The organism is Streptomyces sp. NPDC001393 (genome assembly GCF_053597455.1).
In genome coordinates this window covers 230872-255771 of record NZ_JBSFIH010000007.1, presented here as the reverse complement: position 1 = coordinate 255771, position 24900 = coordinate 230872, and the positions used below count along the sequence as shown (strand labels likewise).

Sequence of the window (24900 nt, the reverse complement as noted above, 5' to 3'; positions counted from 1 at the left end):
ACGAGATCGGCATGGGCGACAACATCTGGCTCGGCGACCGCGACGCCGTGCGCACCCCCATGCAGTGGACCCCCGACCGCAACGCCGGGTTCTCGTCCTGTGACCCGGGACGCCTGTTCCTGCCGACGATCATGGACCCGGTCTACGGCTACCAGGTCACCAACGTCGAGGCGTCGATGTCCTCGCCGTCCTCGCTGCTGCACTGGACCCGGCGCATGATCGAGATCCGCAAGCAGAATCCCGCCTTCGGACTGGGGTCCTACAACGAGCTGCAGTCCACCAACCCGGCCGTGCTCGCCTTTCTGCGCGAGTACGAGGACGACCTGGTGCTGTGCGTCCACAACTTCTCGCGGTTCGCGCAGCCGACCGAGCTGGACCTGAGCCGGTTCGGCGGACGGCACCCGGTCGAGCTGTTCGGCGGGGTCCGCTTCCCGGCGATCGGTGAGCTGCCGTACCTGCTCACCCTCGCGGGGCACGGCTTCTACTGGTTCCGGCTGCGGCGGGAAACCGCCTAGAGGGCCCTCGTGGGGCGGTTTCCACCGCCCCACCCGGGGCACGCATCACTAACACCCCGACTTCTCCGGGGAAAGGACGTGACGCCCATGGCGGAAACGGTCACTTCTTCCAGCACCACCACTCCTCTCCTCGCCTCGCTCGACCCCCTGTTGCGCGAGTGGCTGCCGAGGCAGCGCTGGTTCGCCGGCAAGGGGCGTCCGGTGACCGGGTTCACCCCCGTGGCCGTCACCGAACTGCTGCCGCCCGACGGCCGGCTCGGCCTGTACCACCTGCTGCTGCGCGTCCACCAGCCGTCCGCACTGGGCGCCGAGACCCACCCGGGCGACTGCTACCAGCTCCTCATAGGCGTGCGCGAGGCGCTGCCGCCCCGGCTGGCGCCCGCGCTGATCGGACATGTTCAGGACGGGCCGCTCGCCGGACGCACGGTGTACGAGGCCCTGTACGACCCCCGGCCCGCCGAAGTGCTCCTGGAGGCCCTGCGCACCCAGGCCCGCATCGGCGGGCTGCGATTCGAGCGGGACCCGCGCCAGGAGATCCGCGAGGGTCTCGTGGCCCGGCTGATGACCGCCGAGCAGTCCAACTCGTCGGTGGTCTACGGCGATACGTTCATCCTGAAGCTGCTGCGCCGGGTGGTGCCCGGTGTCAACCCCGACCTGGAGATACCGCTGGCGCTGGCCCGCGAGGGCTGCCCCCGGGTGCCCGCGCCGACGGCCTGGCTGCACGCCGAGCTGGGCCCTCAGGCGTATGTCCTGGCGGTGCTCCAGCCCTTCGTCAGCGGGGCGAGCGACGGCTGGGAGCTGGCGCTGCGCGAGCTGGCCAAGGGCGAGGACTTCGCCGCCGAGGCACGGGCGCTGGGCCGGGCCACCGCCGAGGTGCACACCGCGCTCGCGCACGCCCTGCCGACGGTCACCCTCGGCCCTGTGCAGCTGCAGTCGCTGGCCGACGGGATGACCGAGCGGCTGCAGGCGGCCGTCCAGGCAGTGCCCGGCCTGCGGCCGTACGAGGGCGGACTGCGCTCGGCCTACGCGGCGCTGGCCGCGCTCGCCACCGAGGGCCGCACCTGGACCGCGCAGCGCATCCACGGCGATCTGCACCTGGGCCAGTGTCTGCGCTCCCCCTCCGGGGAGTGGTCGCTGATCGACTTCGAGGGCGAGCCGGCCCGGCCGCCGGCCGAACGGCGGATGCCGCAGCCACCGGTGCGGGACATCGCGGGGATGCTCCGCTCCTTCGACTACGCGGCCCACTCCGTCACCCCGCCCGCCCCGGACTGGGCGCGCGTCTGCCGGGCCGCCTACTGCTCCGGGTACGCGGAGGTGGCCGACCGCGATCCGCGCACCGATCCGGTGCTGCTGCGGGCCTACGAGACCGACAAGGCGGTCTACGAGCTCGTCTACGAGGCCCGGCACCGCCCCGACTGGCTGCCCGTACCGCTCTCGGCGATCCGTCGCCTCGCCGCGTGAAGAACCAGGAGGCTCGTCCGTGACCCCGAAGGGCAAGAAGCACACCAAGGCCAAGGAGAAGACGGTTCCCCGGCAGCAGGTGCCGGCGCACGAGCGTCCGGCGGCCGGTGTCTTTCCCGCCGACCGCGCGCGGCTGCTGGCCGGTACCCACCACGACCCGCACTCGGTGCTGGGCGCCCATCCGGTGCCCGGCGGCGTGGCCTTCCGGGTCTTCCGGCCGTACGCGCTGTCCGTCACGGTCGTCACCGGCGAGCTGCGGGCCGAACTGCACGACGACGGCGAGGGGTTCTTCTCGGGGCTGCTGCCGCTCGCGGGCGTACCGGACTACCGGCTGCTGGTGGCGTACGAGGAGAACGTCCTGGACACCGAGGACCCCTACCGTTTCCTGCCCACGCTCGGCGAGCTGGACCTGCATCTGATCGGCGAGGGCCGGCACGAGCAGCTCTGGCAGGCGCTCGGCGCGCATGTCACCACCCATCAGGGGGTGCCCGGCACCCGGTTCGCGGTGTGGGCGCCCGACGCGCGGGGGGTGCGGATCGCGGGCGGCTTCGACTTCTGGGACGGGACCGGCTTCCCGATGCGCTCGCTGGGCTCCTCGGGGGTGTGGGAGCTGTTCGTGCCGGGGATCGGCGCGGGCGAGGCGTACAAGTTCGAGATCACCCGCCCGGACGGCTCGCGCACCCTGCGCGCCGATCCGCTGGCCCGCCGTACGGAGGCCCCGCCCGCCACGGCGTCGATCGTGGACGTCTCCGCGCACGAGTGGGGCGACGCCGAGTGGATGGCGCACCGGGCCGACACCCCCGTGCACGAGGCGCCCTTCTCCGTCTACGAGGTGCACCTGCCCTCCTGGCGGCCGGGCCTGACCTACCGACAGCTCGCCGATCAACTCCCCGCCTATGTAAGAGAGATGGGCTTCACCCATGTGGAGCTGATGCCGGTCGCCGAGCACCCCTTCGGCGGTTCCTGGGGCTATCAGGTCACCGGTTTCTACGCCCCGACGGCCCGGCTCGGCACCCCGGACGACTTCAGGTACCTGGTGGACCGGCTGCACCAGGCCGGCATCGGGGTGCTGATGGACTGGGTTCCCGCGCACTTCCCGCGCGACGACTGGGCGCTGGCCGAGTTCGACGGGCGCCCGCTGTACGAGCACCACGATCCGCTGCGGGCCGCGCACCCGGACTGGGGCACCCTGGAGTTCGACTTCGGCCGCCGGGAGGTGCGCAACTTCCTGGTGGCGAACGCCGTGTACTGGTGCGAGGAGTTCCACATCGACGGCCTGCGGGTGGACGCGGTCGCCTCCATGCTCTACCTGGACTACTCACGCGAGCCGGGCCAGTGGACGCCGAACGAGCACGGCGGCCGGGAGAACCTGGACGCGGTGGCGTTCCTGCAGGAGATGAACGCCACCGTGTACCGGCGCTGCCCGGGTGTGGTGACCATCGCCGAGGAGTCCACGGCCTGGGACGGGGTCACCCGGCCCACCCACCACCAGGGCCCGAGCGGCTTCGGCGGGCTCGGCTTCGGCCTGAAGTGGAACATGGGCTGGATGCACGACTCGCTGCAGTACATGGCCCACGAGCCGGTGCACCGCAAGTACCACCACAACGAGATGACCTTCTCGATGGTGTACGCCTACAGCGAGAACTACGTCCTGCCCGTCTCCCACGACGAGGTCGTGCACGGCAAGCGGTCCCTGGTGTCGAAGATGCCCGGCGACTGGTGGCAGCAGCGCGCGAACCACCGCGCCTACCTGGGCTTCACGTGGTCCCACCCGGGCAAGCAACTCCTCTTCATGGGCCAGGAGTTCGCGCAGGGCGCCGAGTGGTCCGAGGCACACGGCCCCGACTGGTGGCTGCTCGACCCGTCCTACGGCGCCGAGGCCGACCACCGGGGCGTACGGGATCTCGTACGGGACCTGAACGCGCTGTACCGGGCGACCCCGGCGCTGTGGCAGCGGGACACCGATCCGGCGGGCTTCCAGTGGATCACCGGGGACGCGGCGGACGACAACGTCTTCGCGTTCCTGCGCCTGGACGCCGACGGCAACCCGCTGCTCGCCGTCTCCCACCTGTCCCCCGTGGTCCGCCACGACTACCGCCTCGGCGTCCCGGACGACGTGCCGGCCTGGCACGAGTCCCTGAACACGGACGCCGCGCGGTACGGCGGCGGCGATGTCACCAACCCCGACGTCATCAAACCCGAGCCCCAGGGATGGCACGGCCGGCCGGCCAGCATCCGGCTGACCCTGCCCCCACTGGCCACGGTGTGGCTGCGGCCCGCCTAGGCCCTGTCGCCACATTCCCGCCTGCCCCGCGACGCCATGCACGCTCCCCCACTGCCTCAAGGGCGTGGGAGGTGCCCCCACTCGCCGCACCGGGCCCGGGCCCAACTACATCCAGTACGAGGGCCAGGACCCGGCACTCCCCCAGCCTTCGGCCGGGGGACCCCCAGAGCACGCACCTACGGCATACATGAGCCTCCCCCACGCTCGAACAGGCCCGCGCTGGGGCACCCCCATCGCGGCGGGCACAGGGCCCGCCCTCCGGGCGGACGGCGGGAATGTGACGACAGGACCTAGCGCGGACCTAGCGCTCGTACGGCTCCTTGGCCGGGAGGCCCGCTACGGCCCGGTGGCGGCCGCGGCCAGGGCCTGGGGCAGCTCGCCCGTGTACAGCACCCCGAGCTGCTGGGTGGCCCGGGTCAGGGCGACGTACAGGTCGCTCGTGCCGTAGCCGCCCGGCTCCACCACCAGGACCGAGTCGAACTCGAGGCCCTTGGCCTGGCGGGGATCGAGCAGCACGACCGTACGGGTCAGATCGGGCTCGGCGCCCGCGGTGACGCCGTCCAGCCGGGTGGCCAGCGAGCGGTGCAGCGCGCGCGGCGCGATGACAGCCAGCCGCCCCTCGGCCGGGGTGAGCTCGGCGACCGCCTTGGCCACGGCCTCGGGCAGGTCACCGTCGGCCCGGCGGACCCAGGGCCGTACCCCGGTCGACCGGACCGAGCTGGGCGGCTCGAAGTCCGGGTGCTCGGCGCGGACCACGGCCGCGGCCAGCTCCATGATCTCCGCCGGAGTGCGGTAGTTGACGCCGAGCCGCGTGTGCTCCCAGCGGTCCTCGACATAGGGGGCGAGGATGTCCGCCCAGGCGCCAACGCCGGCCGCCTCGGCGGTCTGCGCGGGGTCGCCGACCAGGGTCATCGAGCGGGTCGGGCTGCGCCGCATCAGCAGCCGCCAGGCCATCGGCGACAGCTCCTGCGCCTCGTCGACGATGATGTGCCCGAACGCCCAGGTACGGTCGGCCGCGGCGCGCTCGGCGGCGCTGCGGTGGTCGGCCTCCTCATGTCGCTCGGCGAACCGTTCGGCGTCGATGATGTCGTGCGCCGACAGCACCTCCGACGCGTCCGGGTCGCTGTCCTCCTTGTCCTCGAACTCGTACGTCCGGGAGGCGTAGGACACGTCCAGCACGCCCTGGGCATAAGCGATCTGCGTCTCTCGTTCGCGCTCGGCACGGGCCCGTGCCGAGCGCTCGTCCTCGCCCAGAAGTTCGGCCGCCTCGTCCAGCAGAGGGACGTCGGCGACGGTCCACGCGCGGGTCACCGGGCGCCGGACGGCGGCGGCGTCCTCCTCGCTGAGGTACCCCTCGGGCTCCGCGAGGAAGTCCGCGACGAGCCGCTGCGGGGTGATCCGGGGCCACAGCTGGTCGATGGCGCCCCAGACCTCGGGGTTCTCGGCGAGTTCGTCGCGGATCTGGGTGATGTCGGAGGCGTCGAGCAGGCTGGAGCCGTCGTACGGGTCGGTGCCGACGCGTTCGGCGTACAGCTCGGTGAGGGTGTTGAGGATGTGACCCTCGAAGTACTCGCGGGCGGCGTTGTGCGGCAGTTTCGTGGCGCGGGTGCGCTCCCGGGCGACGGAGACCAGTCCGTCGTCGAGCATCAGGACCTCGCGGTCGTGCTCGATCGCGATGACCGGGTCCGGCAGGGCCTGCCGGTCGCGTACGACGGCGGCGAGCACGTCGGCCATGTCGGCGCGGCCCTTCACGGCGGCCGCCTCCGGGGTGTCGCCGGCGGTCGCCTTCACGCCGGGGAACAGCTCGCCGACCGTGGCCAGCAGCACCCCGGTCTCGCCGAGGGAGGGCAGCACCTCGCCGATGTAGCCGAGGAAGGCCGGGTTGGGGCCGACGATCAGGACGGCCCGGCGGGCCAGCAGCTCGCGGTACTCGTAGAGGAGGTAGGCGGCGCGGTGCAGCGCGACCGCCGTCTTGCCGGTGCCCGGCCCGCCCTCGACCACGAGCACCCCCCGGTACGGCGCCCGGATGATCTCGTCCTGCTCGGCCTGGATGGTCTGCACGATGTCGCTCATGCGGCCGGTGCGGGCCGAGTTCAGCGCGGCCAGCAGCACGTCGTCGCCGCTGTGGTCCTCGTACCCGGTGCGGGTGGCGTCGCCGAGGTCGAGGATCTCGTCGTGCAGGGAGGTCACCCTCCGGCCCTCGGTGCTGATGTGCCGACGGCGGCGCAGGCCCATCGGGGTGTGACCGGTGGCCAGGTAGAAGGGGCGGGCGACATCGGCCCGCCAGTCGATGAGCACGGGGGTGCGCTCGGCGTCGTCCTCGCGCAGCCCGATCCGGCCGATGTGGTGGGCGGTGCCGTCGGCGAGGTCGATCCGGCCGAAGCAGAGCGAGCCGTCGACGGCGTTCAGCGCGGCGAGCAGCCCCGAGCGCTCGGCGACCAGGATGTCCCGCTCCAGCCGGGCCTGCATGGGCTTGTCGCCCTGGGCGAGCGCGTCCGCGACCGAGGTCTCGGCATCGCCGCGCAGGGCGTCCACGCGCGCGTACAGTCCGTCGATGAATTCCTGCTCGCGCCGCAATTCATCGTCTGGAAATTCGGTGTTTGACAATTCCGCTCCCGCCCGGATATACTGTGCTCACTGAACTTCTCCGCAACCATTCGCATTCCAGTCGCGAACCACTGAATATACGCACAGAAATCCCCCGAGCGCAATTGCTCAGGGGATTTTTTTCGTGGCCGGCCGTGCTGTGCGGCGCTTTACAGCACGTCGGCCAGCTCTTCCATCAGGCGCCGCCTGGGCCGCGCCCCCACCATCGACCGCACCGGCTCACCGTCCCGGAAGACCATCAGGGTCGGCGTGGACAGCACCCCGTAGGCGAGGGTCGTCTCCGGATTGCGGTCCACGTCCAGCTGCACGATCTTCAGCCGGTCGCCCTCCTCGAAGGCGATGTCCTTCAGCACCGGCGCGAGCTGCCGGCACGGACCGCACCAGTCGGCCGTGAACTGCACCAGCACCGGAAGGTCGGAGCCGATCACCGCCGTGCGGAAATCGGCGTCCGTCACCTCGTCCAGTCCGCTCACCAAGCTCATCGCGAAAGCCCTCCCAGCTCGCACACGGGCTCCGGACCACCCGGAACCAGCGCCTCGGCGGCCAGCGCGTCACGGGCCAGTTCGGCCCGCCGCAGCTGCCCGGCGACCGTCTCCCGTACGGACTGCAGCTGCCCGATGAGCGCGTCCAGCTCGTCCAGCTTGCGCCGGTAGACCTGGAGCGAGGCCGGGCAGGAGTCGCCCTCCGGGTGCCCGGCACGCAGGCACTCCACGAAGGGCCGCGTCTCCTCCAGCCCGAAGCCGACGTCCTGCAGGGTGCGGATCTGCTCCAGCAGCCGCAGGTCGCCCTCGTCGTAACGGCGGTGCCCGTTGCCGTCGCGCCGCGCCGGCAGCAGTCCGCGTGCCTCGTAGTACCGCAGGGTGCGGGTGGTGGTCCCGGCCCGTGCGGCCAGCTCGCCGATTCGCATGCCCACGACCGTAGGGGTTGACGTCGGCGGCAAGGCAAGCGGTCGTTCGCTCAGCAGCAGAGTTCGTCGAGATCCTCGACGGCCGTCAGACGGTCACGCCCGCCGACTCCTCCACCTCCATCAGGGAGGCGCTGTGGCGTTCCTCCTCGAACTTGCGGCGGCCGCCGCGCAGGCCGAACAGGCGTTTGGCCAGGGCGATGTAGAGGACCGCGAGGATGTTGAGGACCAGCGTGACGATCTTCAGGTAGCTGACCTTCTCGGTGAGCTCGTAGATCTCCAGCGGGAGGAAGGCGGCGGTGGCGACGACGGTCAGGTACTCCGCCCAGCGCTTGGCGTACCAGAGGCCGACCGCCTCGACCAGTTCGATCAGGGCGTAGGCCAGGAGGAGCGCGGCGACCAGGAGGAGAGTGCTGTGCTTGTAGCCGAACGCCTTCTGGATGGAGCCGACGACCGGTGAGTGGTCGAGGTCGTAGTGGAAGTGCTTGAACACCGGGCGGAAGACATCCAGGTTCTGGTTGAAGAGGCGGCGGACCGCGTCCTGGCTGTTGCTGAACTTCCACACCGCGACCGCGACCAGCACGATGAACACCCCGCGCACGGCCCGCTCGACCGCCAGGAAGCGCAGGATGAACAGGTCGCGCAGGACCTTTCCGCGGGGCACCAGCGGGGCGTCCCCGGCCGGGCCGGCGCCGTGCGGCTCGCCGAGCACGAAGTCACCGCAGCGCAGGCAGCGCCACGCGTCCCCGAGCGCGGTCTCGGCGTGCAGCCGGATCCGCAGCCGGGGGTCGTCCGGCGCGTAGGTCACGTGGCCCTTGCGCGCGCAGGTCCGCCGGTCCCAGTCGATCTTCATTCCCCCGTGCCTCCAAACCCGTACTGATTCATATGTATCGACGCCACACACGAACGTGCCGTTCCGGTCGGTCCGGAGCGGCACGTTAGCGGATGGAGGCGGGAAACGTTCAGCCGACCGAGCTGTCCAGCAGTTCCTTTTTTTCCACCACGATCACGCCGTAGGTGCGGGCGAGGTGGGTGGTGGTCTGGTGCTGCCAGTCACTCGCCCTGCGCTTGGCTGTCGCGCGGAGGCTTGCGATCTGGTCGTAGGTCCGCTTCAGCCGGTTGGAGGTTTTCTGGCCGGGCTTGCTCGGATCAGGCCTTGGCCAGCTCCCCCTCGCGAGGCTCGGGAACGTCGGCCACCGTCTCACGGCTCTCATCCATCAACGTGGTCTCGTCGAACGGCAGCTCACCGGCGAGAACCCGCCGCACCCGCTCCTTGTCGATCTCCCTCGTCCACGTGCCCACCAGCACCGTGGCGACCGCGTTGCCCGCGAAGTTCGTCAGCGCACGGGCCTCGCTCATGAACCGGTCGATGCCGACGATCAGCCCGACCCCGTCCACCAGCGCGGGCTTGTGCGACTGCAGACCACCGGCCAGCGTGGCGAGACCCGCACCGCTGACGCCCGCCGCACCCTTGGACGCCAGCAGCAGGAAGAGCAGCAGCGGGATCTGCTCGCCGACGGACATCGGCGTACCCAGGGCGTCCGCGATGTACAGCGACGCCATGGTCATGTAGATCATCGTGCCGTCGAGGTTGAAGGAGTAACCGGTCGGCACGGTGATACCGACGACCGGCTTGCTGACGCCCAGGTGCTCCATCTTCGCGATCAGCCGCGGCAGCGCGGACTCGGAGGAGGAGGTGGACAGGATCAGCAGGAACTCCCGGCCCAGGTACTTGAACAGGGAGAAGACGTTCAGGCCCGCGACGACGCGGAGGATCGCGCCGAGCACCACGAAGACGAACAGGACACAGGTGACGTAGAAGCCGAGCATCAGCACGGCGAGGCTCTTCAGCGCGTCCAGCCCGGCCGAACCGGTGACGGCCGCGATCGCACCGAAGGCGCCGACCGGCGCGGCCCACATGACCATCGACAGGATGCGGAAGACGAGCCGCTGGATGTGCTCGATGCCGCGCAGCACCGGCTGCCCGGCCGAGCCCATGGCCTGCAGTGCGAACCCGGCGAGCAGGGCCACCAGCAGCGTCTGCAGGACCTGGCCCCCGGTGAAGGCGGAGACGAACGACGTCGGGATGATCGACAGCACGAAGTCGACGGGCGGCAGTGCGTCGGTGGACACCTGGGCGTGCCCGGTCGCCTTGAGGGCGTTGGTCAGGTGCAGCCCGTCACCGGGGTGCAGCACATTGCCGACGACGAGCCCGATGGCGAGTGCGACGAGCGACATCACGAGGAAGTAGCCGAGGGCGATCCCGCCGACGGCGCCGACCTTGGCGGCCTTCCGTACGGACCCGATCCCGAGCACGATCGTGCAGAAGATGATCGGCGAGATCATCATCTTGATCAGGTTCACAAAGCCGGTACCGAGCGGTTTCAGCTGGACGGCGGCGTCGGGCCAGATCAGCCCCACGGCGATGCCGAGCACGACCGCCGCGATGACGGCGATGTACAGGTAATGGGTCCGGTCCCGCTTCGTGCGGGGTGCGGCAGGTGCCGTAACGGGGGTGCTGGCGGCCACGACTGCCCTCCTTGACGTCTTCGTCGGCGAACAACCGGCGTGCGGCTCACGTCCGGGCGTTGTTTGGGGAATGCCGTGACTATCTCCCGAGCTGTGAGGGCGGTCACCCTTCCGTTCATTTAGTTCATGCTTAACCCGAGAGGCACACTGCTGACATGCGCTTTCCGTCCCTCCCCCGCCCCCGCAGCCTGGCCGGCCAGCTGTTCGCCATGCAGGCCGTGCTGATAGCGGTGGTCGTGGCCGGGTACGCGCTGTTCACCTACGTCAGCGACCGGCGGCAGGCCGAGGACGCGGCGGTCCGTCAGGTCACCGCGGTGGCCCGCTCCATCGCGGACGCCCCCTCGGTCCGCTCGGCGATCCACACCCCCCGCCCCACGACGGCCCTGGAGCCGTACGCCCTGCAGGTCATGCGGGACGCGGACGTCGACTTCGTCACGATCATGAACCCGGAGGGCATCCGCTGGACCCACCCCGACCGGACCCAGATCGGCAAACGCTTCCTCGGTCGTATCGACCCGGCTGTGCACGGCCACACCTTCACCGAGACCTACACCGGCACCCTCGGCCCCTCCGTCCGCGCGGTCACCCCCGTCGAGGACAACGGCCGCGTCATCGGCCTGGTCAGCGCCGGCATCAAGGTCGAGGCGATCAGCGCCCGGGTCCAGGGCCAGGTCGCGGCCCTGCTCGGCGTCGCCGGCGCCACCCTGCTGCTCGGCGCGGTCGGCACCTATGTCGTCAACGCCCGCCTGCGCCGCCACACCCACGGCATGAACGCCACCGAGCTCAGCCGGATGCACGACTACCACCAGGCGGCGCTGCACGCGGTGCGCGAGGGGCTGCTGATGCTGGACGGGCAGTACAGGGTGGCGCTGATCAACGACGGCGGGCGCGAGCTGCTCGGCGTCGGACCGGAGGACGACACGATCGGCCGGTCGGTGGCGGACCTGGGCCTGCCGGCCCCGCTGACCGGCGCGCTGCTGTCCTCCGAGCCCCGGGTGGACGAGGTGCACCTGACGGCGTCGAGGGTGCTGGTGGTGAACACCTCCCCGGTGTCCGGCGGAGAGCGCCGCGGCACGGTGGTCACGCTCCGCGATGTGACCGAACTCCAGTCCCTGATGGGCGAGTTGGACTCGGAGCGGGGCTTCACCCAGGCGCTGCGCTCGCAGGCGCACGAGGCCGCCAACCGCCTGCACACGGTGGTGTCGCTGATCGAGCTGGGCCGGGCCGAGGAGGCGGTGGAGTTCGCCACGGCGGAACTGGAGCTGGCCCAGGCGCTGACCGACCAGGTGGTCGCGGCGGTGAGTGAACCGGTGCTCGCGGCCCTGCTGCTCGGCAAGACGGCCCAGGCCAACGAGCGGGGCGTGGAACTGGTGGTGTCCCCCGACAGCCGCCTGGACGACGGCCTGCTCCCCGACGACCTCTCCGCCCGCGACCTGGTCACGATCCTCGGCAACCTGATCGACAACGCGGTGGACGCGGCGCAGGGCAGCGTCCGGGCCCGGGTGACGGTCACGGCGTACGCCTCGGACACCGAGGTGGTCCTGCGGGTGACCGACACGGGCCCGGGGGTCGACCCGGCCCATGCCGACCTGGTATTCCAGCGGGGGTTCTCGACGAAGCCGGCCGGTCCCGGCGGACGGGGCCTCGGGCTGGCCCTGGTCCGGCAGGCGGTGACCCGCCACGAGGGCACGTTGACGGTGGCGGAGTCCGACGAGGACGGCGAGGGCGGAGCGGTGTTCGAGGTACGGTTGCCGCTGTCTGCACCCACGGGTGGCAGCAGATGACGAACGAGCAGCAGCCCATCCGGGTCCTGGTCGTCGAGGACGACCCGGTGGCCGCCGACGCCCATGTGATGTACGTCGGCCGGGTGCCGGGATTCGTCGCGGTCGGCAAGGCGCACACCGGCGCCGAGGCGCGGCGCTTCCTCGACCGCACGCCCGTGGACCTGCTCCTCCTGGACCTGCATCTGCCCGATGTGCACGGGCTGCAGCTGGCCCGCTCCCTGCGCGCGGCCGGCCACCACGCGGACGTGATAGCGGTGACGTCGGCCCGGGACCTGGCCGTGGTCCGCGAGGGCGTCTCCCTGGGCGTCGTCCAGTACGTCCTGAAGCCCTTCACCTTCGCGACGCTGAGGGACCGGCTCGTCCGGTACGCCGAGTTCCGCGGGGCCGCGGGCGAGGCGAGCGGCCAGGACGAGGTCGACCGCGCCCTGGCCGCCCTGCGCGCGCCGTCGCCCGCGGCACTGCCGAAGGGGTTGAGCGGCCCGACGCTGGAGCGGGTGACGGGGGCACTGCGCGAGGCTTCCGAGGGGCTGACCGCGGCCGGGGTGGCCGAGGCGGTGGGCATCTCACGGATCACGGCCCGGCGGTATCTGGAGCACCTGGTGGAGGCGGGCCGGGCCGGTCGGAGTCCGCTGTACGGGCAGGTGGGGAGGCCGGAGTTGGTGTACCGGTGGGTGCCGCAGGGGCGGTGAGGCACCCAATCCCGCGCACACGCATTGACCTGACTAGACCACTCCTCTTACCTTCACACGGCAACCACCTGGCCACGTAGAAGTGCGCCCTCAGGAGGTCATGCCCGTGCGCCCCACCGCCGCCCTCTCCGCCCTCCTCACCGCCGCTCTCGCCGCCGCGACCCTCACCGCCTGCGGCAACGGATCCGGGAGTGATCCGAACACGCTCAAGGTGTCCTACAAGCAGTCCATGGACAACTCCGTGAAGGTGATGGACACCTATCTCGCCGGGATCAAGAAGGAGTTCGAGAAGAAGTACCCCGGCAAGAAGGTCGAGTTCGTGCCCATCAAGGCCCCGGACGCCGACTACTACACCAAGCTGCAGCAGATGCTGCGGTCGCCGAGGACCGCGCCGGACCTCGTCTACGAGGACACCTTCCTCATCAACTCCGACATCACCAGCGGGTACTTGAAGCCACTCGACCCGTATCTCGCCAAGTGGCCCGACTGGGGCCAGTTCATCGACACCGCGAAGGCGGCCGCGAAGGGGCAGGACGGGAAGACGTACGGCGTTCCGGACGGCACCGACACCCGCGGGCTGTGGTTCGACAAGCGGATCTTCAAGCAGGCCGGGCTGCCGCTGAACTGGCAGCCGAGGAACTGGGACGACATCCTCGCCGCCGCCCGCACCATCAAGCAGAAGGTCCCCGGCGTCACCCCGCTCAACGTCTACACCGGCAAACCGGCGGGCGAGCGATCCACCATGCAGACCATGGAGATGCTGCTCTACGGCACGGGCGACGGCAGGACCGATCCGCTGTACGACAGCGGCAGCAAGAAGTGGATCGCCGGGAGCCGGGGATTCACCGACTCGCTGAGGTTCGTCGAGACCGTCTACAAGGAGAAGCTCGGCCCCGACGTCTCCGACGCCCTCGATCCCAACTTCGCCACCACCGTCATGGGCGAGCTGCTCCCCCAGGGCAAGCTCGGCATCGACCTGGACGGCTCCTGGCTGCCGCAGACCTGGCTCCCGGGCAGCGGGCGTGCATGGCCCGACTGGTCCCGGCAGTTGGGGCTGGCATACATGCCCACCCAGCACGGTCAGGCGCCCGGCAAGGTGAGCATGTCCGGCGGCTGGACCTGGGCCATCCCGGCCAAGGCCGGCAACCCCGACCTCGCCTTCGACTTCATCAGGACGATGCAGACCGAGGCGAACGCCAAGAAGTGGTACATCGCCAACTCGGGGATCTCGGTGCGCAAGGACGTCGCCGCCGATCCCTCGTACGCCACCGCCCAGCCCGGCATCAGGTTCTTCACCGATCTCGTCGCCACGACCCACTACCGGCCCGCCTATCCCGCGTACCCGCAGGTGTCGACGGCCATCCAGGAGGCGATGGAGAGCGTCACGACCGGTGACACGTCCGCGGAGAAGGCCGCGACCACCTACGACTCCTCCCTCAAGGACGTCACCGGCGGCCAAGTGGTCGTAAGGTGAACCCCCGACGCCGGTTCAGCCGGGCCCTCCCCCTCGCCCCCGCCGTCGTCCTGATCCTGCTCTTCCTCGCCGGGCCCATCGCCTACTGCGTCTACATCTCCTTCACCGACCTGCAGTTGACCGGTCAGGCGCACGCCTCCTTCGTCGGGTTCGACAACTTTCGCCGGGCTTTGAAGGACAGCGCGTTCCTGAACGCCGTCTGGCTGACCCTCGTCTTCACCGTGCTGTCCTCGCTCGTCGGGCAGAACACCCTCGGGCTCGCCCTGGCCGCGCTCATGAAGCGGGCGTCGAAACCGGTGCGCACGCTCACCGGCGGGGTCGTGGTCACGGCCTGGGTGCTGCCGGAGGTGGTCGCCGGGTTCCTGCTGTACGCCTTCTTCCGGCGGGAGGGGACCTTGAACGCCATCCTGGACTGGCTCCATCTGCCGCGCCAGAACTGGCTGTTCACGCTGCCCATCCTCGCCGTGTCCTTCGCCAACGTCTGGCGCGGCACGGCGTTCTCGATGCTCGTCTACTCCGCCGCGCTGGACGACATACCCGCCGAGATCACGGAGGCCGCCGAGGTGGACGGGGCCGGCGGATGGCGGCGGATGTGGCACATCACCCTGCCGATGATCCGGCGCTCCATCGGCACCAACCTGATGCTCAACACCCTGCAGACGCTCTCCGTCTTCGGGCTTATCTGGGTGATGACCCGCGGCGGTCCCGGCAACAGGAGCCAGACCCTGCCGCTGTTCATGTACGAACAGGCCTTCCAGAACAGCATGATCGGGTACGGCACCGCGGTCGCCCTGCTCCTGCTGCTCGTCGGGTCTCTCTTCTCGGTCGTCTATCTGCGGCTGCTGCGGACGGAGGTGTGATGTCCCTCAAGCGCGCGTCCCGGCGGTTCGCCGCCGACGTGTCGCTCCTGCTGGTGGCCGTCGCCTTCGCGCTGCCCCTCGCCTGGGTGGTGCTGTCCTCCATGGATCCCCACGCGGACCTGCGAGTGAGAATCCCGGACGGGTTCACCTTCGGCAACTTCGACGCGATCCTGACCCCGGACATCACCTACACCCCGCTACTGAACAGCCTGATCCTGTGCGGCGGCGCCACCGCGCTGACCGTCGCCTGCGCCGCCCTCGCCGCGTATCCGCTCTCCCGGTTCCGCTCCCGTCTCAACCGGCCGTTCCTGCTGTCGATCCTGTTCGCGACGAGCCTGCCGATCACCGCGATCATGGTGCCGGTGTACGCGCTGTTCGTGCGGGTGAACCTGATCGACACCCTGCAGGGCACGATCCTGTTCTTCGCCGCCTCCCAACTCCCTTTCGCCATCTGGCTGATGAAAAACTTCATGGACGGCGTGCCGAAGGAGCTGGAGGAGGCGGCCTGGACCGACGGGGCGTCCGCACTGCAGTCCCTGGTCCGGATCGTGCTGCCACTGATGGGGCCGGGGCTCGCCGTCGTCACGGTGTTCTCGTTCGTGATGATGTGGGGGAACTTCTTCGTCCCGTTCATGCTGCTGCTCACCCCGGACCAGATGCCGGCCTCGGTCAGCATCAACGACTTCTTCGGCAACCGGGGCATGGTGGCGTACGGCCAGCTCGCCGCGTTCTCCGTCATCTACTCGACGCCGGTGATCCTTCTGTACGTCCTGGTCGCCCGGCGCCTGGGCGGCGGTTTCGCACTCGGCGGCGCGGTCAAGGGATGAGCCGTAAGGGTGGTCCGTCCGTTACATACCGAACGGCCGGAACTGTACGTTCCGACAATCCGTGATCCTGTCCGAACAGACCGTAGCCATCCGGTCACAGGCCCCCCTAGCTTGTGCGAGGTGCGCCAACCCTCAGCTCCCCCCTTCAACGCCCCGGCGGCCCGCCGGCTGCGCGCCGCGCTCGGCATGGGCCCCGAGCACGTCGCCTACGGCATGCGGGCCTCGTACGGGCTGCCGTATGTCACACCCGATCTGGTGGTCGCCTGGGAACGCGGCTCCGCCGCTCCCAGCCACCCGGAACTCACCGCGCTGGCCGGCGTGCTGTGGTGTTCTCCGGGCGAACTGCTCGGCCGGCCGCAGACCCTGCGCGAGCACCGCATCGCGCGCGCCGTCGCACCCGAGGACGTCGCCCGCGCCGTCGACATGGACCTGCGCAGCTATCTGCGCATGGAGGACAGCGGGCAGTGGCGGGGCAACGAACGCCAGTCGGCCGCGCTCGCCCAGGTACTGGACCTCGCACTGCCCGACTTCGTCGCCGTCACCGGCCGCGAGGCGAAGCTCGCCGACCTGCTGCACAGCGCGGTGACCACCCGCTGGCAGGCCTATGTGCGTCCGGTGCGCAAGCTGGCGCCGCTGGACACGAAGGTCCTCGAAGAGGTGCTGCAGCAGCTCTACGACGACTACCAGGGACACATGGCCGCCACCCTGAGCTGGGGCGGCGGCAGCAGGAGCGCCAGCGAGTCCGGCCGGGAGTTCCTCGACCGGATCGTGGAGAACTTCTGGGAGGGCGTGGAGGACAGGTCCGCCTAGAATCCGCGGATTCCGCCTGGCAGACGACAGGTCCCTCTAGAAGACCGACTCCGCCTCGTCCATGCGGTCCTTCGGCACCGTCTTCAGTTCGGTGACCGCCTCCGCGAGCGGGACCATCACGATGTCGGTGCCGCGCAGCGCGGTCATCCTGCCGAACTCGCCGCGGTGTGCGGCCTCGACGGCGTGCCAGCCGAAGCGGGTGGCGAGGACGCGGTCGTAGGCGGTGGGGACGCCGCCGCGCTGGACGTGGCCGAGGATGACCGGCTTGGCCTCCGTGCCCAGGCGCCGCTCCAGCTCGTACGCCAGCGCGGTGCCGATGCCCTGGAAGCGCTCGTGGCCGTACTGGTCGATCTCGCCCTTGCCGTAGTCCATGGTGCCCTCGGCGGGGTGGGCGCCCTCGGCGACGCAGATGACGGCGAACTTCTTGCCGCGGGAGAAGCGCTCCTCGACCATCTTGACCAGGTCGGCGGGGTCGAAGGGGCGCTCGGGCAGGCAGATGCCGTGGGCGCCGGCGGCCATGCCGGACTCCAGGGCGATCCAGCCGGCGTGCCGGCCCATGACCTCGACGACCATCACGCGCTGGTGGGACTCGGCGGTGGTCTTCAGGCGGTCCATCGCCTCGGTGGCGACGCCGACGGCCGTGTCGAAGCCGAAGGTGCGGTCGGTGGAGGAGATGTCGTTGTCGATGGTCTTGGGGACGCCGACGACCGGGAGCCCTGCGTCGGAGAGCATGCGGGCCGCGGTCAGCGTGCCCTCGCCGCCGATCGGGATCAGCGCGTCGATGCCGAACTCCTCGACCATGTCGGCGGCGCCCTCGCAGGCCTCGCGCAGCCGGTCGCGCTGCAGCCGGGAGGAGCCGAGGATGGTGCCGCCGCGGGCCAGGATGCCGCTGACCGCGTCCAGGTCGAGGCTGCGGTAGTGCCGGTCGAGCAGACCCCGGTAGCCGTCCTCGAAACCGATGACCTCGTCGCCGTACTGCGCAACCGCCCGGTGCACGACCGACCGGATCACGGCGTTCAGGCCGGGGCAGTCGCCGCCTGCGGTGAGAACTCCGATGCGCATCGTGCTGTGTCTCCTGCTCGCTGTCGTATGCCGGTGAGCCAGTGTCGATTGTTTCACGTCCGCCGGGGCACCGAGCCACTTGACGGGCGCCTTATCCGGAGCCAGGGGTATTGTCAAGAGGGTTCCGCTCACCTCGGTGGGCGATTTTTGCGACCCAGAGATGACGTAGACCCGGACATGACGGAGTCGGGCAGATGAGACGGATCGGAGTGCACACGTGACGCGCAGCGTGTACGTGACCGGGATCGACCGCGGTGACGGCCGCCAGGTCGTGGAGCTGGGGGTCATGGAGCTCCTGACCCGGCAGGTCGACCGGGTGGGCGTGTTCCGTCCGCTCGTGCACGACGGCCCGGACCGGCTCTTCGAGCTGCTGCGCGCGCGGTACCGCCTCTCGCAGGATCCGGCGACGGTCTACGGCATGGACTACCACGAGGCGTCCGCGCTGCAGGCCGAGCAGGGCACCGACGAGCTGGTCTCCGCGCTGGTCGACCGCTTCCACCTGGTGGCGCGCGACTACGACGTCGTCCTCGTCCTCGGCACCGACTTCGCCGACACCCAGCTGCCGGACGAGCTGTCCCTGAACGCCCGCCTCGCCAACGAGTTCGGCGCCTCCGTGATCCCGGTGGTCGGCGGCCGCCGGCAGACCACCGAGTCGGTGCTCGCCGAGACCCGCAATGCCTACCGGGCGTACGACGGCCTGGGCTGCGACGTGCTCGCCATGGTCACCAACCGGGTGGCCCGCGAGGACCGCGACGAGATCGCCGGGCGGCTCGCCACCCGGCTGCCGGTGCCCTGCTACGTCGTCCCCGACGAGCCCGCGCTGTCCGCGCCGACCGTCTCCCAGATCGCCCACGCCCTCGACGCCAAGGTGCTGCTCGGCGACGACTCCGGGCTCGCCCGGGACGCGCTGGACTTCGTCTTCGGCGGCGCGATGCTGCCCAACCTCCTCGGCGCCCTGACCCCCGGCTGCCTGGTGGTGACCCCGGGCGACCGCGCCGACCTGGTGGTCGGTTCGCTGGCCGCGCACAGCGCCGGCACCCCGCCGATAGCCGGCGTCCTGCTCACCCTGAACGAGGTGCCGAGCGAGGAGATCCTCACCCTCGCCGCCCGCCTCGCCCCGGGCACCCCGGTGCTCTCCGTGACCGGCAACAGCTTCCCGACCGCCGAGCGGCTGTTCTCGCTGGAGGGCAAGCTGAACGCGGCCACCCCGCGCAAGGCGGAGCGGGCGCTCGGCCTGTTCGAGCGGTACGCCGACACCGCCGAGCTGGCCGCGCGCGTGAGCGCCCCCAGCAGCGACCGGGTCACCCCGATGATGTTCGAGCACAAGCTGCTGGAGCAGGCCCGCTCCGACAAGCGGCGGGTCGTGCTGCCGGAGGGCACCGAGGAGCGGGTGCTGCACGCGGCCGAGGTGCTGCTGCGCCGGGGCGTGTGCGACCTGACCCTGCTCGGGCCGGCGGACCAGATCCGCAAGAAGGCCGCCGACCTCGGCATCGACCTCGGCGGCACCCAGCTGATCGACCCGGCCACCAGCGAGCTGCGCGACGCCTTCGCCGAGAAGTACGCCCAGCTGCGGGCCCACAAGGGCGTGACCGTCGAGCTGGCCTACGACGTCGTCTCGGACGTCAACTACTTCGGCACCCTGATGGTCCAGGAGGGCCTGGCCGACGGCATGGTGTCGGGGTCCGTGCACTCCACGGCGGCCACCATCCGGCCCGCCTTCGAGATCATCAAGACCAGGCCGGAGTCGTCGATCGTCTCGTCCGTCTTCTTCATGTGCCTGGCCGACAAGGTGCTGGTCTACGGCGACTGCGCGGTCAACCCCGACCCGGACGCGCAGGCGCTCGCGGACATCGCCGTCCAGTCCGCCGGTACGGCCGCGCAGTTCGGCGTGGAGCCCAGGATCGCGATGCTGTCGTACTCCACGGGTACCTCCGGCTCGGGCGCCGACGTCGAGAAGGTGCGCAAGGCCACCGAGCTCGCCCGCTCCCGCCGGCCGGACCTGAAGATCGAGGGGCCGATCCAGTACGACGCGGCCGTGGAGCCGTCCGTCGCCGCGACCAAGCTGCCCGGCTCCGAGGTGGCCGGGCAGGCCAGTGTGCTGATCTTCCCCGACCTCAACACCGGCAACAACACCTACAAGGCCGTGCAGCGCTCGGCCGGCGCGATCGCCGTCGGACCGGTCCTGCAGGGCCTGCGCAAGCCGGTCAACGACCTGTCCCGGGGCGCGCTCGTCCAGGACATCGTGAACACCGTCGCCATCACGGCGATCCAGGCCCAGACACCCGCCAGCTGACGTCCCACAGAGAGCTTTCGAACACCGTGACCGCGACCCGTGTCCTCGTCCTCAACTCCGGCTCCTCGTCGGTGAAGTACCAGCTCCTCGACATGCGTGACGCCGGCCGGCTCGCCGTCGGGCTGGTGGAGCGCATCGGCGAGCAGACCTCCCGGCTCAGGCACACCTGCCTCACCACCGGCGACACCCGCGAGCACACCGGGCCGATCGCCGACCACGACGCCGCCCTCAAGGCCGTCGCCGAGGAGCTGAGCCGGGACGGCCTGGGCCTGGACTCGCCGGAACTGGCCGCGATCGGGCACCGGGTGGTGCACGGCGGCATGTTCTTCACCGAGCCCACGGTCATCGACGACGAGGTGCTCGCCGAGATCGAGCGGCTGATCCCGGTTGCCCCGCTGCACAACCCGGCCAACCTGACGGGCATCCGCACCGCGCAGGCGCTGCGCCCCGACCTGCCCCAGGTCGCCGTCTTCGACACCGCGTTCCACACGACGATGCCGGAGTCGGCGGCGCGCTACGCGATCGACCCGAAGATCGCCGACCGGCACCGCATCCGCCGCTACGGCTTCCACGGCACCTCGCACGCGTACGTCTCCCGCCAGACCGCGCGGCTGCTGGGCAAGGACCCGGCCGAGGTCAACGTCATCGTGCTGCACCTGGGCAACGGCGCGTCGGCGTCCGCGGTGGAGCGGGGCCGGTGCGTGGACACCTCCATGGGGCTCACGCCCTTGGAGGGGCTGGTGATGGGTACGCGCTCCGGTGATGTGGATCCGGCCGTCATCTTCCATTTGGCCCGGGTTGGGGATATGTCCATGGACGAGATCGACACTCTTCTCAACAAGAGGAGCGGTCTGTTCGGTCTGTGCGGGGACAACGACATGCGGGAGATCCGCCGCAGGATCGACGAGGGTGACGAAGCGGCCGCTCTCGCGTTCGACATTTACATTCACCGGCTCAAGAAGTACATCGGCGCCTATTACGCCGTGCTCGGGAAGGTGGACGCGGTCGCGTTCACGGCCGGGGTCGGCGAGAACGCGGCGCCCGTGCGCGGGGCGGCGATCGCGGGCCTGGAGAGCCTTGGCCTGGCGGTCGACCCGGAACTGAACGCGGTACGAGCGGACGAGGCCAGGCTGATCTCGCCGAAGGATGCGCGTGTCGCCGTCGCCGTGGTGCCGACGGATGAAGAACTGGAGATCGCGACCCAGACCTACGCACTGGTCGGAAAGAACAACTGAATAGCAGCACCTGAGCGGTGCGGCACTCATTTGTATCTTCCGCCAGACGGAATATTCCGTAGCGAAACAAACCGATAGGATCGCCCCATGCGCCGTTCGAAAATCGTCTGTACTCTCGGCCCCGCGGTCGACTCCCACGAGATGCTCGTCGCCATGATCGAGGCGGGCATGAACGTGGCCCGGTTCAACTTCAGTCACGGCTCCCACGCCGAGCACCAGGCGCGGTACGACCGCGTCCGGGCCGCGTCCAAGGAGACCGGCCGGCCCATCGGCGTCCTCGCCGACCTGCAGGGCCCGAAGATCCGCCTGGAGACCTTCGCCGAGGGTCCGGTCGAGCTCGAGCGCGGTGACGAGTTCGTCATCACGACCGAGGACGTCCCGGGCGACAAGAGCATCTGCGGTACGACGTACAAGGGGCTGCCGGGCGACGTCGCGCGCGGCGACCAGGTCCTGATCAACGACGGCAACGTCGAGCTGAAGGTCCTGGACGTCGAGGGCCCCCGGGTGAAGACGATCGTCATCGAGGGCGGTGTCGTCTCCGACCACAAGGGCATCAACCTGCCCGGCGCGGCCGTCAACGTGCCCGCGCTGAGCGAGAAGGACGTCGAGGACCTGCGCTTCGCCCTCCGCATGGGCTGCGACCTGGTCGCGCTGTCCTTCGTCCGGGACGCCAAGGACGTCCAGGACGTGCACCGCGTCATGGACGAGGAGGGCCGCCGGGTCCCGGTCATCGCCAAGGTGGAGAAGCCGCAGGCGGTGGAGAACATGGAGGACGTCGTGATGGCGTTCGACGGTGTGATGGTCGCCCGCGGTGACCTCGCCGTCGAGTACCCGCTCGAGAAGGTCCCCATGGTGCAGAAGCGCCTGATCGAGCTGTGCCGGCGCAACGCCAAGCCGGTGATCGTGGCGACCCAGATGATGGAGTCGATGATCACCAACTCCCGCCCGACCCGCGCCGAGGCCTCCGACGTGGCCAACGCGATCCTGGACGGCGCGGACGCGGTCATGCTGTCGGCCGAGTCCAGCGTGGGCGCGTACCCGGTCGAGACGGTCAAGACCATGTCGAAGATCGTCCAGGCGGCCGAGCAGGAGCTGCTCTCCAAGGGCCTGCAGCCGCTGGTGCCGGGCAAGAAGCCGCGCACCCAGGGCGGTTCGGTGGCCCGCGCGGCCTGCGAGATCGCCGACTTCCTCGGCGGCCGGGGCCTGATCGCCTTCACCCAGTCCGGTGACACCGCGCGCCGCCTGTCCCGCTACCGCGCGGTCCAGCCGATCATTGCCTTCACCACGGACGAGAACACCCGCAACCAGCTCACCCTGAGCTGGGGCGTGGAGCCGCACGTCGTGCCGTTCGTGAACACCACGGACGAGATGGTCGACCTGGTGGACCAGGAGGTCGCCCGGCTGGGCCGCTTCGACGCGGGCGACACGGTCATCATCACGGCCGGCTCGCCCCCCGGCGTCCCCGGCACCACCAACATGCTCCGCGTCCACCACCTGAGCACGCAGAACAACTGACGGGCCCCGCAAGGGCCTTGTACGGCGCTGAGGGCGCCCCCTGGAGCAGGGGGCGCCCTCAGCTGTGTGCGGCTCCCGAACGGGCTTGCAGGACCGGTCAGTCGGTCGTGTACACGTGCATGCCGGGCACGTGGAGGTTGCCGCCGAACTGGGCCGCCTGGACCACCTTCACGTTGGTGAAGTAGATCAGCGGGAGGTTCAGCGGGGGCGGGCTGTCGGGCGTGAACGTCATCGGGATCAGACCGAAGAGGTTGCCCGAGATGCTCTCCGTGTACATCGTGGTGGCGCCGCCCCGGATGGTGGACGTCGATCCGCCCGCCGCCTGCACGTGGTAGGTCTTGCCCGAGAGCTTGTCCTTCACCGTCTGGTGCAGGTCGCCGATGTCCGTGCCGTCGGAGATGACGTACTTCAGCACCTTCTTCGTGGTGCCGGACGCCGTCTTCACCTCCACGATGCCCTGGTAGTCGGCGCCCTTGAGCAGCAGCGAGCTGGCGCTGAGGTACCAGGGGTCGTCCGCCACCGGCACCTTGTTGTCGACGCCGCCCTGGTCGGTCGTGGCCGCCGGGCAGTCCTGCGCCGAGGCGGAGGAGCTCGCCGACGGGCTCGGCGTGACCGACCCGGCCGCGTCCTTCACCGCCTGGGTGGCGGTCCCGGCCGTCTTGGAGACCGTGTCGGTGGTCTTCTTCACCGTGTCCCCGACCGTCTTGGTGGCCTTGGAGACGGTGTCGCCCACGGCGCCGGTGGCCTTGGCGGCCGACGACGTACCCGACGTGGACGAGGCGTCCGGGGACGCGCTCGCCGACGGGGTCGCGGACGGCGTCGGGCTCGCGGAGGAGCCGCCGGAGTCCGAGCTGCCGCCGCCGAGGAGGCCACCGAGCGTGTCACCGATGCTGCCCAGCAGACCGCCGCCGCTCTTGGACGCGGACGGGCTGGGCGTGGCCGTGGCACCGCCGGACCCCGAGGACGAACCCGCCGATCCGGAGCCCGAGTTGGAGCCGGAGGTCGCGGTCGGCGTGGGCGTGGCCTTGTCGCCGGAACCTGAATCCGGCGAAGAGGCCGTGCCCGTGCCACCGGACTGGCTGTCCTTGGAGGTGCCGGCGCTCGCCGAGGGCGACGGCGTGGCCGTGTCGGCGCTCTTCGAGGCGGACGGCGACGGCGACGAGGACGCGTCCTTGGAGCTCTTCAGCGCGTTCACACAGTTCTTGTACTCGTCCGCCGTCAGGCTCTTGGCCGTGGGCGACGGGGAGGGGCTGCCGCCGTTGCCGGCCGCGAGGGCCAGCGAGGACGTGAAGCCCATGCCCATCAGCACCGCCGTCGGCATCGCCACGGAGGCGATGGCCTTGCCGGCCGGCATGTGGAACCTGGTGAACAGCGGCTTCCTGGGGGCCGCGTGTCGGGGCCCGGTTCTCGCGCGGGACCCGTCCACATCGGCCCCGCGGGTCACCTCGTCAGCCGGCACTGTGCCTCCCGTTCGCCCCGTTGGCCGGGCTCGTTCCTGACAGGTCGTTCTTCTCCAGCGTGTCCGTGAACTGGTCCGGCAGCGGTGCGCCCTGCGGGGCACCGCCCTCTTGCGGAGCCGCCTCGGCCGGCGGCTGCGGCTGCTCAGGCGCGCCCGGCGCCCACGCCACGGCCATCGCTCCGCCGATGAGGGCGAAGAGGAAGCCCAGGACGAAGCCACCGAAGTTGGACACGGGGATGGACACCAGCGCGAGCAGGATCGCCGCGACGCCCGCGAAGGTGCGCACGTGCTTCTGGAACCAGAGGCTGATGCCCAGGACGATCAGCAGCACACCGATGATCAGGGACCCGGCTCCCGCGGTGGTCGCCATCGCCAGCGTGAGATGGCCGATCTGGAGATGGGCGTACGGGAAGTACATGATCGGAAAGCCGCCGAGCATGACGAACAGTCCGGCCCAGAACGGACGCGTGCCCCGCCAGGCGCGGAACTGCAGCCTCCGGCGGGTGAACTGGCCGGGCGCGGCGGCAGAGGTCTCGGCGCTCATGGAAAACAGCTCCCTGGTGCGGCGTTGCTGTGGTGGTGATGTGTGCCG

Annotated in this window: 20 protein-coding genes; 12 read left to right on the top strand and 8 right to left on the bottom strand. The window is 70.4% G+C overall.

The window, feature by feature from the left end:
• The 3 genes from ACWC2T_RS11865 to glgB all read left to right on the top strand — a co-directional run.
• Positions 1 to 515: alpha-glucosidase C-terminal domain-containing protein (locus ACWC2T_RS11865; RefSeq protein WP_450670205.1), on the top strand; the 515-nt coding region annotated here is incomplete at its 5' end.
• Between the two features lie 87 nt (positions 516 to 602).
• A complete protein-coding gene (locus ACWC2T_RS11860; RefSeq protein ID WP_450670204.1) occupies positions 603 to 1976 on the top strand; it encodes a maltokinase N-terminal cap-like domain-containing protein in 1374 nt (457 codons plus the stop codon).
• Positions 1977 to 1995: 19 nt separating this feature from the next.
• Positions 1996 to 4260 carry a 1,4-alpha-glucan branching enzyme gene (glgB, locus tag ACWC2T_RS11855; protein WP_450670203.1) on the top strand — a complete coding sequence of 755 codons (2265 nt, stop codon included), beginning with the start codon at positions 1996 to 1998 and terminating at the stop codon, positions 4258 to 4260.
• A 336-nt stretch (positions 4261 to 4596) separates the two neighbouring features.
• Here glgB and ACWC2T_RS11850 read toward each other — a convergent pair whose 3' ends face one another.
• From ACWC2T_RS11850 to ACWC2T_RS11830, 5 genes are all read right to left on the bottom strand, one after another.
• A complete protein-coding gene (locus ACWC2T_RS11850) occupies positions 4597 to 6837 on the bottom strand; it encodes a HelD family protein (protein WP_450670215.1) in 2241 nt (746 codons plus the stop codon).
• Between the two features lie 179 nt (positions 6838 to 7016).
• A complete protein-coding gene (gene trxA, locus ACWC2T_RS11845) occupies positions 7017 to 7349 on the bottom strand; it encodes a thioredoxin (protein WP_388767573.1) in 333 nt (110 codons plus the stop codon).
• On the bottom strand, positions 7346 to 7774 hold the full coding sequence (locus tag ACWC2T_RS11840; RefSeq protein WP_450670202.1) for a MerR family transcriptional regulator: 429 nt from the start codon (positions 7772 to 7774) through the stop codon (positions 7346 to 7348). The genes trxA and ACWC2T_RS11840 overlap by 4 nt, the downstream gene beginning before the upstream one ends.
• A gap of 85 nt (positions 7775 to 7859) precedes the next feature.
• Entirely contained in the window at positions 7860 to 8624 is a 765-nt protein-coding gene (locus tag ACWC2T_RS11835) for a DUF2127 domain-containing protein (RefSeq protein WP_450670201.1), read from the bottom strand.
• A gap of 296 nt (positions 8625 to 8920) precedes the next feature.
• Positions 8921 to 10300: a cation:dicarboxylate symporter family transporter gene (locus ACWC2T_RS11830; protein WP_450670200.1), complete on the bottom strand. Its 1380-nt coding sequence runs from the start codon at positions 10298 to 10300 to the stop codon at positions 8921 to 8923.
• Positions 10301 to 10455: 155 nt separating this feature from the next.
• Between ACWC2T_RS11830 and ACWC2T_RS11825 the strand changes: the two genes are divergently transcribed.
• From ACWC2T_RS11825 to ACWC2T_RS11800, 6 genes are all read left to right on the top strand, one after another.
• Positions 10456 to 12084: a sensor histidine kinase gene (locus tag ACWC2T_RS11825; RefSeq protein ID WP_450670199.1), complete on the top strand. Its 1629-nt coding sequence runs from the start codon at positions 10456 to 10458 to the stop codon at positions 12082 to 12084.
• A complete protein-coding gene (locus ACWC2T_RS11820; RefSeq protein ID WP_351216152.1) occupies positions 12081 to 12773 on the top strand; it encodes a response regulator in 693 nt (230 codons plus the stop codon). The genes ACWC2T_RS11825 and ACWC2T_RS11820 overlap by 4 nt, the downstream gene beginning before the upstream one ends.
• A gap of 100 nt (positions 12774 to 12873) precedes the next feature.
• Positions 12874 to 14247: an extracellular solute-binding protein gene (locus tag ACWC2T_RS11815; protein WP_450670198.1), complete on the top strand. Its 1374-nt coding sequence runs from the start codon at positions 12874 to 12876 to the stop codon at positions 14245 to 14247.
• Positions 14244 to 15107, top strand: a complete 864-nt coding sequence (locus tag ACWC2T_RS11810) for a carbohydrate ABC transporter permease (protein WP_450670197.1) — start codon at positions 14244 to 14246, stop codon at positions 15105 to 15107. Before ACWC2T_RS11815 ends, ACWC2T_RS11810 begins: the two co-directional genes overlap by 4 nt.
• Positions 15107 to 15934 carry a carbohydrate ABC transporter permease gene (locus tag ACWC2T_RS11805; protein WP_450670196.1) on the top strand — a complete coding sequence of 276 codons (828 nt, stop codon included), beginning with the start codon at positions 15107 to 15109 and terminating at the stop codon, positions 15932 to 15934. The genes ACWC2T_RS11810 and ACWC2T_RS11805 overlap by 1 nt, the downstream gene beginning before the upstream one ends.
• Before the next feature lie 120 nt (positions 15935 to 16054).
• The gene (locus ACWC2T_RS11800) at positions 16055 to 16744 is read left to right on the top strand and encodes an XRE family transcriptional regulator (protein WP_450670195.1); all 690 of its coding nucleotides are present in this window, start codon (positions 16055 to 16057) and stop codon (positions 16742 to 16744) included.
• Between the two features lie 36 nt (positions 16745 to 16780).
• Here ACWC2T_RS11800 and ACWC2T_RS11795 read toward each other — a convergent pair whose 3' ends face one another.
• Positions 16781 to 17806 carry an ATP-dependent 6-phosphofructokinase gene (locus ACWC2T_RS11795; RefSeq protein ID WP_450670194.1) on the bottom strand — a complete coding sequence of 342 codons (1026 nt, stop codon included), beginning with the start codon at positions 17804 to 17806 and terminating at the stop codon, positions 16781 to 16783.
• A 217-nt stretch (positions 17807 to 18023) separates the two neighbouring features.
• Between ACWC2T_RS11795 and pta the strand changes: the two genes are divergently transcribed.
• The 3 genes from pta (at position 18024) to pyk (ending at position 22849) form a co-directional block, all read left to right on the top strand.
• The gene (gene pta, locus ACWC2T_RS11790) at positions 18024 to 20099 is read left to right on the top strand and encodes a phosphate acetyltransferase (RefSeq protein ID WP_450670193.1); all 2076 of its coding nucleotides are present in this window, start codon (positions 18024 to 18026) and stop codon (positions 20097 to 20099) included.
• A 26-nt stretch (positions 20100 to 20125) separates the two neighbouring features.
• The gene (locus ACWC2T_RS11785) at positions 20126 to 21334 is read left to right on the top strand and encodes an acetate kinase (RefSeq protein WP_450670192.1); all 1209 of its coding nucleotides are present in this window, start codon (positions 20126 to 20128) and stop codon (positions 21332 to 21334) included.
• Positions 21335 to 21421: 87 nt separating this feature from the next.
• A complete protein-coding gene (pyk, locus tag ACWC2T_RS11780) occupies positions 21422 to 22849 on the top strand; it encodes a pyruvate kinase (protein ID WP_450670191.1) in 1428 nt (475 codons plus the stop codon).
• A 97-nt stretch (positions 22850 to 22946) separates the two neighbouring features.
• Here pyk and ACWC2T_RS11775 read toward each other — a convergent pair whose 3' ends face one another.
• Together ACWC2T_RS11775 and ACWC2T_RS11770 are read right to left on the bottom strand one after the other, a co-directional pair.
• Positions 22947 to 24308 carry a hypothetical protein gene (locus ACWC2T_RS11775; RefSeq protein WP_450670190.1) on the bottom strand — a complete coding sequence of 454 codons (1362 nt, stop codon included), beginning with the start codon at positions 24306 to 24308 and terminating at the stop codon, positions 22947 to 22949.
• Positions 24298 to 24852, bottom strand: a complete 555-nt coding sequence (locus ACWC2T_RS11770) for a DUF6114 domain-containing protein (protein ID WP_450670189.1) — start codon at positions 24850 to 24852, stop codon at positions 24298 to 24300. The genes ACWC2T_RS11775 and ACWC2T_RS11770 overlap by 11 nt, the downstream gene beginning before the upstream one ends.
• Between the last annotated feature and the right edge of the window lie 48 nt (positions 24853 to 24900).